The organism is Patescibacteria group bacterium, assembly GCA_027858235.1.
Taxonomy (GTDB): Bacteria; Patescibacteriota; Patescibacteriia; order Patescibacteriales; family BM507; genus BM507.
Genome location: JAQIDC010000034.1, coordinates 1 through 13,890, shown reverse-complemented (window position 1 = coordinate 13,890; position 13,890 = coordinate 1). Strand labels below are relative to the sequence as shown.

At 31.9% G+C, this 13,890-nt stretch carries 11 protein-coding genes; 4 read left to right on the top strand and 7 right to left on the bottom strand.

Going from position 1 to position 13,890, the window contains the following annotated elements; all coding sequences use genetic code 11:
- Positions 1 to 102 (top strand): IS3 family transposase (locus PF572_03240; protein ID MDA3840079.1); only part of this gene is annotated, 102 nt, incomplete at its 5' end.
- A gap of 316 nt (positions 103 to 418) precedes the next feature.
- On the opposite strand, the gene PF572_03235 is transcribed toward PF572_03240, so the two are convergent.
- Complete coding sequence (locus tag PF572_03235; protein MDA3840078.1) at positions 419 to 1,522, bottom strand: YARHG domain-containing protein; 1,104 nt, start codon at positions 1,520 to 1,522, stop codon at positions 419 to 421.
- A gap of 330 nt (positions 1,523 to 1,852) precedes the next feature.
- Here PF572_03235 and PF572_03230 point away from each other — a divergent pair, with 330 nt between their 5' ends.
- The gene (locus PF572_03230) at positions 1,853 to 2,272 is read left to right on the top strand and encodes a GNAT family N-acetyltransferase (protein MDA3840077.1); all 420 of its coding nucleotides are present in this window, start codon (positions 1,853 to 1,855) and stop codon (positions 2,270 to 2,272) included.
- A gap of 411 nt (positions 2,273 to 2,683) precedes the next feature.
- Here PF572_03230 and PF572_03225 read toward each other — a convergent pair whose 3' ends face one another.
- The 6 genes from PF572_03225 to PF572_03200 form a co-directional block, all read right to left on the bottom strand.
- The gene (locus PF572_03225; protein ID MDA3840076.1) at positions 2,684 to 5,131 is read right to left on the bottom strand and encodes an ATP-dependent Clp protease ATP-binding subunit; all 2,448 of its coding nucleotides are present in this window, start codon (positions 5,129 to 5,131) and stop codon (positions 2,684 to 2,686) included.
- A gap of 16 nt (positions 5,132 to 5,147) precedes the next feature.
- Positions 5,148 to 5,840: a CvpA family protein gene (locus PF572_03220; protein ID MDA3840075.1), complete on the bottom strand. Its 693-nt coding sequence runs from the start codon at positions 5,838 to 5,840 to the stop codon at positions 5,148 to 5,150.
- Between the two features lie 148 nt (positions 5,841 to 5,988).
- Complete coding sequence (gene rpsU, locus PF572_03215; protein ID MDA3840074.1) at positions 5,989 to 6,192, bottom strand: 30S ribosomal protein S21; 204 nt, start codon at positions 6,190 to 6,192, stop codon at positions 5,989 to 5,991.
- Positions 6,193 to 6,271: 79 nt separating this feature from the next.
- Positions 6,272 to 8,809, bottom strand: a complete 2,538-nt coding sequence (locus PF572_03210) for a T9SS type A sorting domain-containing protein (protein MDA3840073.1) — start codon at positions 8,807 to 8,809, stop codon at positions 6,272 to 6,274.
- A gap of 18 nt (positions 8,810 to 8,827) precedes the next feature.
- On the bottom strand, positions 8,828 to 10,249 hold the full coding sequence (locus PF572_03205) for a hypothetical protein (GenBank protein ID MDA3840072.1): 1,422 nt from the start codon (positions 10,247 to 10,249) through the stop codon (positions 8,828 to 8,830).
- A gap of 49 nt (positions 10,250 to 10,298) precedes the next feature.
- The gene (locus PF572_03200) at positions 10,299 to 11,597 is read right to left on the bottom strand and encodes a transposase (protein ID MDA3840071.1); all 1,299 of its coding nucleotides are present in this window, start codon (positions 11,595 to 11,597) and stop codon (positions 10,299 to 10,301) included.
- A 277-nt stretch (positions 11,598 to 11,874) separates the two neighbouring features.
- Here PF572_03200 and PF572_03195 point away from each other — a divergent pair, with 277 nt between their 5' ends.
- Positions 11,875 to 13,683 (top strand): BatD family protein, encoded by a 1,809-nt coding sequence (locus PF572_03195; protein MDA3840070.1) that lies wholly within the window; start codon positions 11,875 to 11,877, stop codon positions 13,681 to 13,683.
- Positions 13,684 to 13,690: 7 nt separating this feature from the next.
- Positions 13,691 to 13,890, top strand: a 200-nt coding sequence (locus PF572_03190) for a hypothetical protein (GenBank protein ID MDA3840069.1), incomplete at its 3' end; no start/stop codon positions are given.

Sequence of the window (13,890 nt, the reverse complement as noted above, 5' to 3'; positions counted from 1 at the left end):
TACTATAACAATGATAGACCACAATGGGATTTGAAAAAGTTGACTCCTGTTGAATACAGAAGTCAACTTTTAGAACAACCCCCTTTTTATCATTGTCCTTGACAAAGGGTACAGATTATTTGTGATACTTAAAGTACACATTTACATTTATTTAGCTACGGAATAAGGAGTTGTTAAAAAAGGGGATGATGTATAAAACTTACATTTTATGAAAAAATATTTTATTTTATATTTGTTCTGGTATTTGATTTTACTTCAATAGGCTCAATTTGTCTTTTATATTTAATTAGAGTTGCGATTGATGATAACGGTCATGGCAAAAAGCAGTGGTGTCATAACGAGTTAAATCTCCAAGTAACCATTGATATTTTGCCAATGTTATCATCTGTCACAACTCTAAATGTTTTTTCTTAATAAATTATTCCGATTTCTTCAATTCGGATTCTCTTTCTTGAATCATCTTAATAAATTCATCTTCATTCTGTGTTAGAGTAATTTTTTCTATTTCTAAATGTGGATCTGGAAAATACCAATCGAATTGATTGAAATATTTTAATAATTCTTCATCTTTGAACTTATAACCGTATTGAGCATATACAACATTTCTTAAAATTCTCAATTCTTCCTCAGAATAAATTATTCTATCAAAATATCTTTTGCATCCTTCAGTACTACCAGCTAAACATTCTAAGGCGTTTGATAATTTATCAGAAAATATTTCATTCTGGAGTCTATAAATAGTAACAGTTTTACTTGATTTTATTCCGAATTCAAGATTAGATGTTGGTTTGAAATTAGATACATTAACTTGAAGAATACCGGAAATAATTCTAATGTATTTATTGCTGAATTTATTAAAATCGGAAATTCTGCCTGTTCCAATAATATTCCAAATTGCGTTTTCACCAAAAATATCATTAATATAAAAATATTTGTTTTTGCCTATGTCAATATTCAGAGTGAAATCTTTGATTGTACCATCTGCCCATTTGCCACCTGTTTTTAAAATATAGTTGTATATTTGATCATATATTACGCTTCTACTCGCAGGAAATTCATAACTGTGATAAATTTTATTAATCCCAGGTTTAAAAGACACTTCGAACAAGTATACAAATATACCATTTGTATTAAGAAAATCCTCTTCGGATTTATATTTAAGTTCACAATCTTCACAGTTAGCTGAAGTAATTTTATATGGTAGCAATTTGTTTTCAAACTGAATTTTGAAATCTTTAATCTTTGGTTTCGGACCTTCTATACCTGCATCGTGATGATATGATGGAGCCTGAAAACCTACTGTGAGATTTCTGTTTACGGAATCAGGATTGAAAAATTCAAAATATATATTTACAACAGCTTTTCTATCTCTTACATCAAAAGACAAAATTTCTTTTTCGATGGAGATGCTTGTTTCATTCGTAGGATAAAGTATACTACCTTTAACTAAGTATGTCCCATCATTTGCAAATAGATAAATATTTATTAAAACACAAACTGCAACTAATATTATCTTTTTCATATTGAGCCTTCATTTTTTTTAGCGTAACAGCATTTTTTTAACATTTAGAGTTGTGATTGATGATAACGTCTGAAAATACGACATATGTCGTATTTATTTTCAGAACGTGCCTAATCGAAACGGATATACGAATGTCGTATTTATTTTCTGATTAAGGCTAATCAAAATCACAAAACGCCATATGGCGTTTTTTTCTTCTGTATCTTAACATTGTAAGTTTAAAAACTACATAATTACTTACTAATTGTCAAACTCTTTATATTACTATAAATTTAAATTAATTCAGTTTTAACTTGATTTTTAGTTTTATATAAAATAATTTACACACCTATGGAAAAAATAATTCAAGTAAAATATGAAGATTTTAAAGAATCTATCGTTCAAGTCAGGAATATCGTTTTTGTCATAGGGCAGAATGTTCCTATAGAGATAGAGATAGACGGTAAAGATCCTCAGTGTTTTCATGCATTGATAACTGTTGATGATAATCCTATTGCAACAGGTAGAATGGAGAAAGATGGTCATATTGGCAGGATAGCTGTCCTTGAAAAGTATCGGGGAAAGCATTATGGTCAGAAGATCATGGAAAAACTTGAAGAGATCGCCAAAGAGGAAGGTATCAAGAAAGTTTATCTTGGTTCTCAAGTCCATGCAATGAATTTTTATGCAAAGCTTGGATATATTCCTTACGGTGAATTTTATTTTGAAGCAAGTATGAAGCATCGAAAGATGCAGAAACAATTAATTTAGCTCGAAAGCATCGAAAGATGCAGAAAAGCATACAATAATAAGCCTTATTTTATTCTAAGAAGTAGTTTGCAATATTTGTAAGTATATGGATTTATCTACAACTTGTTCACATGGTAGTTCACAATGCTATCCAAAGTAATGAGAATTTGATAAGTTACAGAATTGTTTTGAGAATAGGGCATTAAAGTTAATATATACTAACAAAGCATTGATTTTAATAAAACGGTCGCATTTCAGCCTAAATAAGCACACACAACATTGAAAATAGCTATTATTTAATTAACCAAATACTGATTTTAGCTACTAAATCCTGTCAAGAAAAATCTTAAGAAAAAATAAAAAAAATATTGAATTTATAAACAGGTTGTTCACATAGCCTTGTAGAAGTTACTGTTACCTTTGAATATTACATTATTTAGCTTTTTGTTTCTTTTTGGATTTTAAGTTTTGGTAAACAACTGAATTATTTTTCACAGTGATCTTTACTGTATCACCATATGAAAATTTACCAGAGATAATATTTTCAGCAATTGGATCCTGAATAATATTCTCAACAGCTCTTTTTAACGGTCTTGCTCCATTATCAATATCATAATATTCTTTCATGATGTATTTTATCACTGATGGAGAGACTTCCAAATGAATGTTATTCGATTTAAGCTTACTTTTTGATTCATTAACTCGGTTATTAATGATCTTCATTACTGCTTTTTCGGATAAGTGATTAAAAATAATAGTTTCATCGATCCTATTTAGAAATTCAGGTTTGAAATGTTTACTGATACTTTTATTTAAACTATTTTTCATATTCTTTTGTTTTTCATCGAAACTGATATTTGATCCAAATCCGATATTGTCAGAATTTTTTAGTGAATCATTTCCAACATTGGATGTAAATATTATTATAGTATTTCTAAAGTCTATTTTTCTTCCGTTTCCATCTGTAAGATTACCTTCATCTAGTACTTGAAGTAGCATACCGAAAACATCTGGGTGCGCCTTTTCAATTTCATCAAAGAGAACAACTGAATAAGGGTGTCTACGGACCTTTTCACTGAGTTGACCACCTTCTCCATACCCGACATATCCCGGGGGAGAGCCAATCATCTTAGATACATTAAACTTTTCCATGTATTCTGACATATCTATCTTAATAAGTGATTGGTCAGATTCGAAGATCTCTTCAGCGAGTACTTTTGCAAGTTCTGTTTTACCGACACCTGTTGGTCCTAAGAATAAGAATGAACCTATTGGTCTGTCAGGATCTTTAAATCCAGCTCTTGCTCTTTTAACTCTGCGGACTACTGCATCAATTGCATCTTGCTGGTCAATGATCTTTTTTGAAATGTTATTACTGATCTTTTGAAGTCTTTTACTTTCAGATACAGCTAATCTACTGATTGGTATTGATGTCATCATAGAAATGATATCTGTAACATCATCTACAGATATATTTAAAAATTTAGTTGAAGTAAGCTTATGCCATTTTTCCATTTCCACACGTAAATCTTCTTTAAGTGGATTTATTTTGTCTCTTAGTTCAGCAGCTTTTTCAAATTTTTGTTTTTCAATATTTTGAACTTTTTCTTTGATAAGTGTATCAATAATGTGTTCGAGTTCAGTTATCTTTGTCGGTACTTTCAGAGAAAGATGTTTCTTAGCTCCTGCTTCATCCATTACATCAATTGCTTTATCTGGTAAAAATCGATCAGCTATATACCTATCACTCAACTCAGCAGTTGCAATAAGGCTTTCTTCAGAGAACTTTACTTTATGGTGTTTTTCATATCCGGGTTGAAGACCTTTTAGTATTTCAATTGTTTCTTCAACTGTAGAAGGATCAACCAAGACCTTTTGGAATCTTCTTTCTAATGCACCATCTTTTTCGATAGTAGTCCTATACTCATCTAAAGTTGTAGCACCGATACACTGGATAACACCTCTGGCTAAAGCTGGTTTGAACATATTTGAAGCATCCATTGATCCTGATGTACTGCCTGCTCCAACTATAGTATGTATTTCATCTAGGAATAGAATTAGATCTTTTTCATTTTCAATTTCTTTCAGGATACCTTTAATTCTCTCTTCAAATTGTCCACGGTATTTTGTACCTGCAATAAGAAGCCCCAAATCAAGAGAGACAACTTTTTTATCCAAAAGATATGTAGGTACATTTCTATTGATTATCCTTAAAGCAAGACCTTCGACAATAGCTGTTTTACCTGTTCCGGGTTCACCTATTAAGATTGGATTATTCTTTTTTCTACGTGAAAGTATCTGAATGATCCTGCTGATTTCTTTTTCTCGTCCAATAACAGGGTCTAACATACCGTTTCTGGCATGTTCAGTAAGATCTACAGAGAATGAATCAATAGATGGAGTCTGTGAAGTTTCATCTTCAATAGGTATATTAAATTCCTGCTTTCCATTTACTCCAGTAAGAAGTATCTGTTTTACTTTCTGATAAGTAACACCATGGAATCTTAGAATTCTTTCAGAGTATGAATTAACAGCTTTGATCATTGCTAATAATAGGTGTTCACTACCAGTATACAAATTGCTGAGTTCTTTTGATTCTTGAGAAGCTTGAGACAATACCCTGTCACTTTCATGACTGATGGGAACAAATCCTAATTTTAGGATATTTCGTTCTTTTATCATACCGTTCTCAAGATCTTTTTGTAAAGATATAAGATTAACATTTAGTTTTTTTAATATATTGATAGCAGTACCTTCATTGGCACGTAAGATTCCTAGCATAAGATGACCGGGATAAACAGTATCCTGACCTAACTTGAGGGTTATTTCTTTTGAAAGTCTTATTATCTTTGACATTCTTGATGATAAGTTGTTATCCATAATATATTTCTCCTCTTTACATATCCAATTTTTCTTTTGTTTCTTCCACAGTATCAGTGAGTAATCTTTTAACACTTCCCACAAATGGGTCCATCAGTGTTGAAATTTTATACGCACCATATCCCAATCGTGAATAAGATGGGGAATCACTATTTGTTGTTTTATCATAATTTAAAGAATTATTCCATTTTTTCTGTTCAAGAGAATCTTTTATAGCTTGAATATTTTCATCATCATTGGATAAGTCAATGGCAAGATCAAGACCTTCTTCTATTATATTATCCGTGTCGAGATCAGGTGTTACATTGGTTTGTATGAAATTATCTCCAACTGGTGTCAATCTTACGAGTAGAAGTACAACTGTTGCAATCATAAAACCTTTGATCCCACCAAAAAATGCACCAACAATTCTATTTGGTAAAGATGTAAGAATAATATTTGTAGTTTTAGTTAAGATCCTTCCTATTACAAAAAATAGTAAGAATATTAAAGTAAATGATATTATTCCTGAAAGAAAACCGATCAATTCGTTGTGAGTATCTAATGCATCTTTAGCATAATTGTTTATTAACCTGCTGATGGGGGTGTTTAGAGCAATAGCTGCAAATAATCCTATGATCTGAAATATCTCTGTGATAAATCCTCTTTTGAAGCCTATGACAGTAAAGATTCCCATTATAACAAGGACTATTATATCGATGTAATGCATTTATTTACCTTATTTAATAATTTCTATTATAATGTAACTAAACTAAGGCAAAAAAAAAAGAGTGAATTTAATTCACTCTTTTTTAATATTTCAATCTGAAAACATTGGTTTAGAAACCTATTCATTCTTGTTTAAAGTGTTTCAAGAATTAAAAACCTTTGTTATTCATTCTCGTAAGCTTTTGCTGTTTTCTAGTAGCTTGAATCTTATTTCTTCTATTAACCCAGGTAGGCTTATCGTATCTTTCTCTTTTTCTAAGTTCAGCCAAAACACCACTTTTTTCAAATGTTTTAGTGAATCTTTTCAAAGCTCTTTCGAAAGGTTCGTTGTCTCTTATTTTTACGTGTATCATTGTTTTAATCACCTCCTTCTAACAGAATAATTCGTGCCAAATATAACAAAGCTTGGTACAAATGTCAAGTAATATAATGCTATTTCAATAATGTCATTTTTTTCATCTGCTTAATACCACTTTCGGTTTCTATACCGTAATAGTAGATCCCTGATGAATATTCCTTACCTGCATTCCAATTAACCCGGTAATTGCCTACATTTAATTCTCTATTATCAAATACTACATCTATTCTTTCTCCTTTAACATTGTAAATGAATAGTGACATATTTTCACTTTCATAAACTGAGAAATTAATTGTAGTTGAAGGATTGAATGGATTCGGATAATTTTGTTCTAATTGAAAATTATCAATTGTAAATTGTCCATTGTTTTCTATTCCAGTAGTTGAAGAGAATATAAGCTCTTTAAAAGCAGAAATGTTCTTATCGTCAGTTACTCTGAACATAAGATCCCAACTTGTTTCTTCAGTATCAATAACTCCACTGAAAATACCATTGCTGCTGAATTCAATACCGTAAGGATAAGGTGTGGTAGTGAAAGAAGTTTTAAGCCCGGATGGATCATCAGTATTTGAAAGGTCTGAAATAATGGCAGTTGTTACAATTCCGTTTGAAATTCCTGCACCCCATTCTATTCCAGTTGTAAATTTTCCTCCATAGAAAAACTCGATCGAACCATCAGCATATAACTTTGCGGCAAAATCAAGATTAACTTCCGGCAAATCGAACATAGAAGTAATCCATCTAACGATTATATAGTTTTCATTAGCATAATAAAATATACCATCTCCATTAGCAGGATAACTTGCTAGGTCAGTTACATACGGTGCGATCGTTCTAGTTTCTCTGATATTTGATTCACTCCTAACATCTTCAAAATTATCACCGAAAGAGATAGAACCATTGGTAGAGATATTAATGAAATTATAAGTTTTACCAAAGAAAGGGAATTCGAAATCAAGGTCGATAATAGCATATCCATCGTCATCGTTAGTCACTGTTACCAAGTCCATTGTTTCTGTAGGAAATGAATTGATGTTTTCAACTTCTGTATAATCAATTACCATATCCCAAAAATATGGAGGAGTTCCATTTATTGCTGATAATGAATAAGAATATTCAACTCCAGGTGATGCAGATGGAAGATCAGTTGTAGTTATTTCAGCCTTATCGAAGGAAGTTGTTGTATTTACAGAAGCATAAGTGGTTATACCTTCTAAAATAGCTACGTTTGTCTGGGTACTCATAGTTTCAGTACCAAGGTTATCAATGATTGAAAAAGATGTAATCTCTCCTCTTCCACTAAGATTTCCATTATGCTCAACACAAATAAAGAATTTCGATGTTGAATCAGGTGTTACGTAACTAAGAAGAGGAGTGATATCTAATCCTATTTCGAGTAGATCTCCATCTCCAGACATACCTATTCCATCGCCTCCCTGAAAATTAAAATGTGGGAAAGTGATTGTATGTTCAGGTTCGTCTGCGTTAAGATCGTTCGATACTCCTGCCATAATCTTAATATCATTTCTTTCACTGTAGTTGATAGTTGATTTTAACTTTAAAGTTGGTTCAAAGCTTTCTCTTGTAGTGATTGAATGAGCAATCTTATTGTAAATTCCACCATCAGCTAAACTTAGAGCAAGAGTTCTGTACATTACCCAAGAATATCCATCAGTTCCCCAACCTTCTCCCCATGAATTTGCCATTTTAAGACCACCGATCTCCCAGTCCTGCAAATCAACAATACCATCTCCATTGATGTCAATATCATTAGTAAATTGACCATCAAAGTTGTAATCATAACGTATAGAATCATTGTACCCAACAAATGTCATTGCATGGTTTACAACTTGATCCCATTTTATAACTACACTTTGACCTTCATTTTCAGTGTTTATTGGTAGTGAACTTCTCTGGTAAGTGTCGCTTACACCAGCAGCAAAAACTGCAAGTCCACCAGCAGTAGAACCGTCACAATGATCATTCATCCACTGCTTAAGTACTTCAAGTCCTTCAGGTGTATCCAAAGGCATAGCAACCTGTTCTAAAACTCTGTTATTCATACCATTTTCGTAATTTGTATAGCCATCCATCCATAATGAGTTGGCAAGCGTATAATCAGTAGAAGGCCAAAGCATTCCACCATAATCAGTTACATTTGGACATCCACTTGCTTTGATAATATCCCATCCGTCCCAATGCCAAGAACCTTCGCCACCACTACCTTGATTTAGGAAATTATAAGTGTAGTGTGTCGGATATTGATTGTCAGTGATATTTGCGGCAGTACCACGTTTAAAATTCTGCTCATAAGTATATGCATAGCCAATACCGCTAGCCTGACCACAGCTACCTCCAACCTGATTAAATATCGGCCTAAAATAAGGTTGGGTGGAATTGTCTAAAGTGTAGGGTAGTTCTTCCTTTCTGTTCTTATACTGTTCCGGTAGTAAAAGTACTGGTATTGCATCGACTTTTTTCTGCTGCTCAAGAGTCAGTTCAGGTAGATCGGCTGAGAACCATGGTTCTCCATTCGGATCAGGATTGTTATTGATCAATTCTGCAGAAGCAAAAGAAGCTAAAATAAGTATTGTTAATAAAAAATTCTTCATTGTAATATTTCCTTGTTTTTATTTTGCATTATCTGCGGTTATATAATAGAAGTGCTTTTCACCAGTTAAAAGTATGCCTGTGTCAGTATAAGTGTTGGTGCCTACTGAGGCAATTTTTACATAATTAGCATATGGTTCTTCAGATCTAAAGATATGATAACCAGTATCTCCAGTTTCTATATCCCAGTTTAGAACTACGCTGGTGCCTATTATAGTAATAATATTATTGTTTGGTGGTATTGGTGGATCAGTTGGTTCTGATGTTAGAGAAAATGGAATACTTTCTATTGAAGAAATATTATTTCCATCAGTAACCCTAAAGTTAACATTCCAAGTATTATCAGATCCATCTAAAGTTCCTGAGAATATACCATCTTCAGTTAAAGTCATTCCATAAGGGAAATCGGTTGTGGAGAAAGCAGTTTTCATATTTATAGGATCAAAGAAATTTGATATAGATGATATTTCACTATTTGCATTACTTCCGTTAGAAATTCCACTGCCATAAACGATATCATTAGTCATAACTGGGCCATAGAAAAATTCTATATCAGAATTTGCATATATCTTAACGGTGAAATCCAGATCAACTTCAGGAAGGTCCCACATTGATGTTACCCATCTTAAAGTTAAATGGTCGGTATCCATGTAATAGTAAATACCATCTCCGTCTGCCGGATAGCTCATTAGGTCAGTTCCGTAAGGTGTTATTGCTTTCGTTGCAATAATATCTCCTTCATTTCTAACATATTCAAAAACATCACCGAATACAATTGAACCATCAGTGAGAATGGTAATGTGATCATAAAGTTGACCATAAAAAGGGAAATCAAAGTCTAGGTTAAGAATTGCAAATCCGTCATCATCTCCGGAAGTTGAAATAAGTGTAACCGCTTCAGTAGGGTAGACGTTGGAGTTCTCTAATTCTGTGTAATCATAGATTATATCCCAGTTGTATGGTGCAAGTCCGTTTGAAGCAGCTAGTATCTCAGTATATGGAACTGCAGGTTGTGCATCTGGTAAAGAAAGAGAGTTTATAATTGGTGCATCAAAAGGAACTGAAGTAACAACTGACATGTATGTAATATTATTTGTTACAATATTAATATTTGATTGAGTGCTTGTATATTCTGTAGAAACGTTATCAATCACAGACATTGATACAATAGAACCTGAGCCAGCACCACCTGCATCTTTTTGATCAATTCCGATAAAGAACTTTGCAGGAACTCCTGTATCAACATAACTTAATAACGGACTTATATCTAATCCAAGTTCAAGAAGATCTACAGTTCCTTCCATTCCAAGATTATCACCACCTTGGTAAGCAAAATATGGAAATGAAATTGTATATTCAGGTTCTGTATCAGTTGTATTACTTGAAACACCTGCGATTATTTTGATCTCAGTTCTATCTGAGTAATTTACACTTGCTTTCAATTTAAGTTGTGGTGTAAAAGTATCTTTAGCTGAAAACCCCCGAAAATTTTCATAAGTCTAACAAAGGTTGATTGTTATAGCTAGAATTGATTTCTTTTTTAGATTTTCGTCTTTTGAAAAACATATTTAAAAGTAATCTTATAGCTTCTGTAGCTTTATAGTAAATATAATTCGGTAAGCATTCGATAGTATTTTTATAAATTAAATTAGTTATTTCCAAAATTTTCAATTTAGTACTTTTGTTCATCATGTTAAAGAATTTAGCTATGAATCCCATAGTAATTAACAATAGTGTACCCATAGATTTAATTGTGTCATATTTCATAACTTTTATCTTATTCAGGTTATAATCTTGCTTTACCTGTCTATGGAATTCTTCAACTTTCCATCTGTATTTGTAGCCTTCCATTGTGGTATTTATAGCTTCTTTTTCATCGTCTGTATTTAGATAAGATAAAAACCATGTTTTTCCTTTACCGCTTTCTTTTGCTGTTACTAGCCATAAATATTGGCTGTCTTTACAGTTTGGGAAATTGACTCTGATAGCTCCAGTATTAAATATTCTCTGCTTTTTCCTCCCATTCTTAACTTGATTTACTGTGTAGGTATGTGATAGTGTTGTACGATTTGATAATCTTTTAAGACTAATTGATTGATTATCTTCTATATCCATTAGATGTCGCTTACCAGTTTGTCGTATTATAAAGTTTTGAGATCTTTCCATGAACGGAACTATAAGGGTCATACGGTCATAGCCTCTGTCTAGCACCAAAATAGAATCAGGACTAATGTAAGGCTGTAACGACTTGTGAACTTCAAGTATTTTTCTATTTTCACTTACCTGATAATCCTTATCTATATTCTTACTATATATCTCAGAATATATTGGCAAAATGTTTACTTCATTTTCTACGGTTTTACTTACACCAACAATATTGTCCCAGTGATACCCTCTTTCTAATTTATCCTTCTTTCGTGAAGAACCATCATAAATCGTAGCTATACCTTCCATCTTTTCTGCATAGCTTTTGCGTATCGCACTTCCGTCCATTATTAGATATCTCTGACTCTTTATTGCAGTTTTATTTGACCTGTAATAAAGCTCAGTAAATTGTTCATGGGTATTTCTTTTTGAAAAATGATATAAAAGTCGTTCTTCTATTTTCTTTTGACTAATATTTTCGGGTAAGTGAGATGCTATTCTTGATATGAAAATACTTTTTGATCTCAATATACCATTCAGGGAATCTTTTAGAAATTTGTAGGCTGGTTTACTCAGATCGTTATACTTCCTTATATAATTTGAAATTTCTACTTGTAGATTTGTGGTTAAATTTGTTACATTCATTATTGAGCCTCTTTTTTTGTTTTATTGGTTGTTTTGGCTACAAATAATATAACAAACTTAGAGGCTTATTTCAATTTATTTCGTACTTATTTTACCTATATTTCAAGCATTATGACACAGTGAAAATATTTTTTCGGGGGTTTCCAGATTAAGTTACAATATAAATACCTTGAAATGAAGTATTTTTTTTTATATATTTTGTTCACTGTTTGAAAGGAACAAATTAAGAAGATCGGTAGTATAAAATTTTGATAATAAATGAAGAAATCATAGCTGAATGATTAATTTTAAGTTAAAATATTTTTTATTGATACTGACAATGGCTGTTTCTTTGCTTTTTGCTGATAATAGAATCGTCAAATTATCAACATCTGCTTTAGAAGTTCTGGACACTGATGTTTTTGAACTCGAACTTACACTAGAAAACTTTAGCAACAACGCTTCAATGGAGCAACCGAATTTTGAAAAAGACCTTAAATTAATCTCAGGACCATATCAATCTCATAGTACATCGATTATAAATGGGAAATCTACAAACTCAATCTCACTTACGTATCAATTTGCACCTAAGAGAATTGGAAATATAAGAATTCCGGCAGTAATAATTATTGAAGATGGCAAAAGATTTAAATCTAACAGTGTTAATATTAAAGTAGTTGATTCTTCAAAAGGAGTTTCAGGCTCTAAATCTCAAGATATCTTTTTAATTACAGAACTGAGTGAAAAGTCTCCGTATGTTGGTGAAATGCTTAAAGTTGATTATGTGCTTTATATCAAAGATGGTATCGGTATTCGTATGCCCACTTTGACAGAAGAACCTAAAATGACAGGATTTGTAAAAGAAAATGTTCTGTACTCACAACAAAAAAGTAAATCACTTGTCCAGAGAATTTATAAAGGTCAGAAATACAATACATTACCAATAAAATCCTATTGGATAACTCCTACTGCATCAGGAGAGTATGAACTTAATCCTCTTATAGCTTCTGTACCTGTGGAATCTAAAAAGAAAAAAAGACGTAGATCTGCCTTTGATGATCCCTTTTTCGGTGATGACATGTTCTCAGGTTTCAGTAATTTCAAGGAAAGATCTATACGATCAAAAAACATTAAGATCAATGTCAATAAATTACCCGTAGCTACAAAACCTGAAGGTTTTAGTGGGGGAGTTGGCAACTTCAAACTCTGGTCCACTATAGACAATGATTCCGTCGATGTTAATGAGGCTATTACACTTAAAATAACTGTTTCAGGTAAAGGAAATTTCAGAGATATTACTGAATTAAGACCTAAAATACCTTCTGATTTTGAAGTATATGATCCAAAGAGTGATATAAAACTGAACAAAGATTCAAAAACAGATGGAAAAGTTGTTTTTGAATATGTTTTAGTTCCCCGAGCTCCGGGAAAGCATGTAATCAAAGGAGTTAAATTCTCTTATTTCGATTCTAAGCAGAAAAAATATAAAACTTTAAAAGACAAAGATTATAATATCATTGTTACTGGTAGTGCAAATAGCAAATTTGTTTCCTCTTCAGGATATTCAAGAAAGGAAATAGAAGTCTTAGCAAAAGATATCAGGTATATTAAGAAATCAGCTAAAAAGTTTTATAAACTTAGTGAGAAGATCAATACGTTTATTAACTTCTATATATACATATTAATATCCTTATTATTACCATTGATTACTTATATATTGAATTCCGCTTTCTCAAAGAAAAGAGCTGATGTATCAGGAATGAGAAAAAGAAAAGCTTCTAATTTTGCCAAGAAAAGATTAAAAGCTGCAACTGTTTTTTTGAATGAAAACAATTACTTGGGATTTTACAAGTCACTTGAAGAAGCAATTTATAAATTTCTTGGCGACAAATTCAACATCTCTCATGCAGGAATCGTATTTGATGACATAAAAACTGTATTAGAAAATAAAAATATCTCAAATGAATTGATCGAAGAACTACAAAATATAATTACAAAAACATCGAGTATTCAATTTTCACCTGAAAAACCTAATATTGACGAAATGACCACTGATATTGAAAGAACAAGTAACCTAATAATGAACCTTAGTGTAAACCTAAAATAGAAAAACTATGAAATACCTACTAACGATAATATTAACCCTGTTTATTTACCTGCAAGCTTCTGCTGTTACTGAATGCGACAAAGCTAATGCTGAATATGAAAAAGGTGACTTTGCTAAAGCTATCACTCTTTATACTTCAATTCTGCAGGAAGGGTATGAGAATGGTGAAATATATTATAACTTAGGTAATTCATATTACCAAACCGG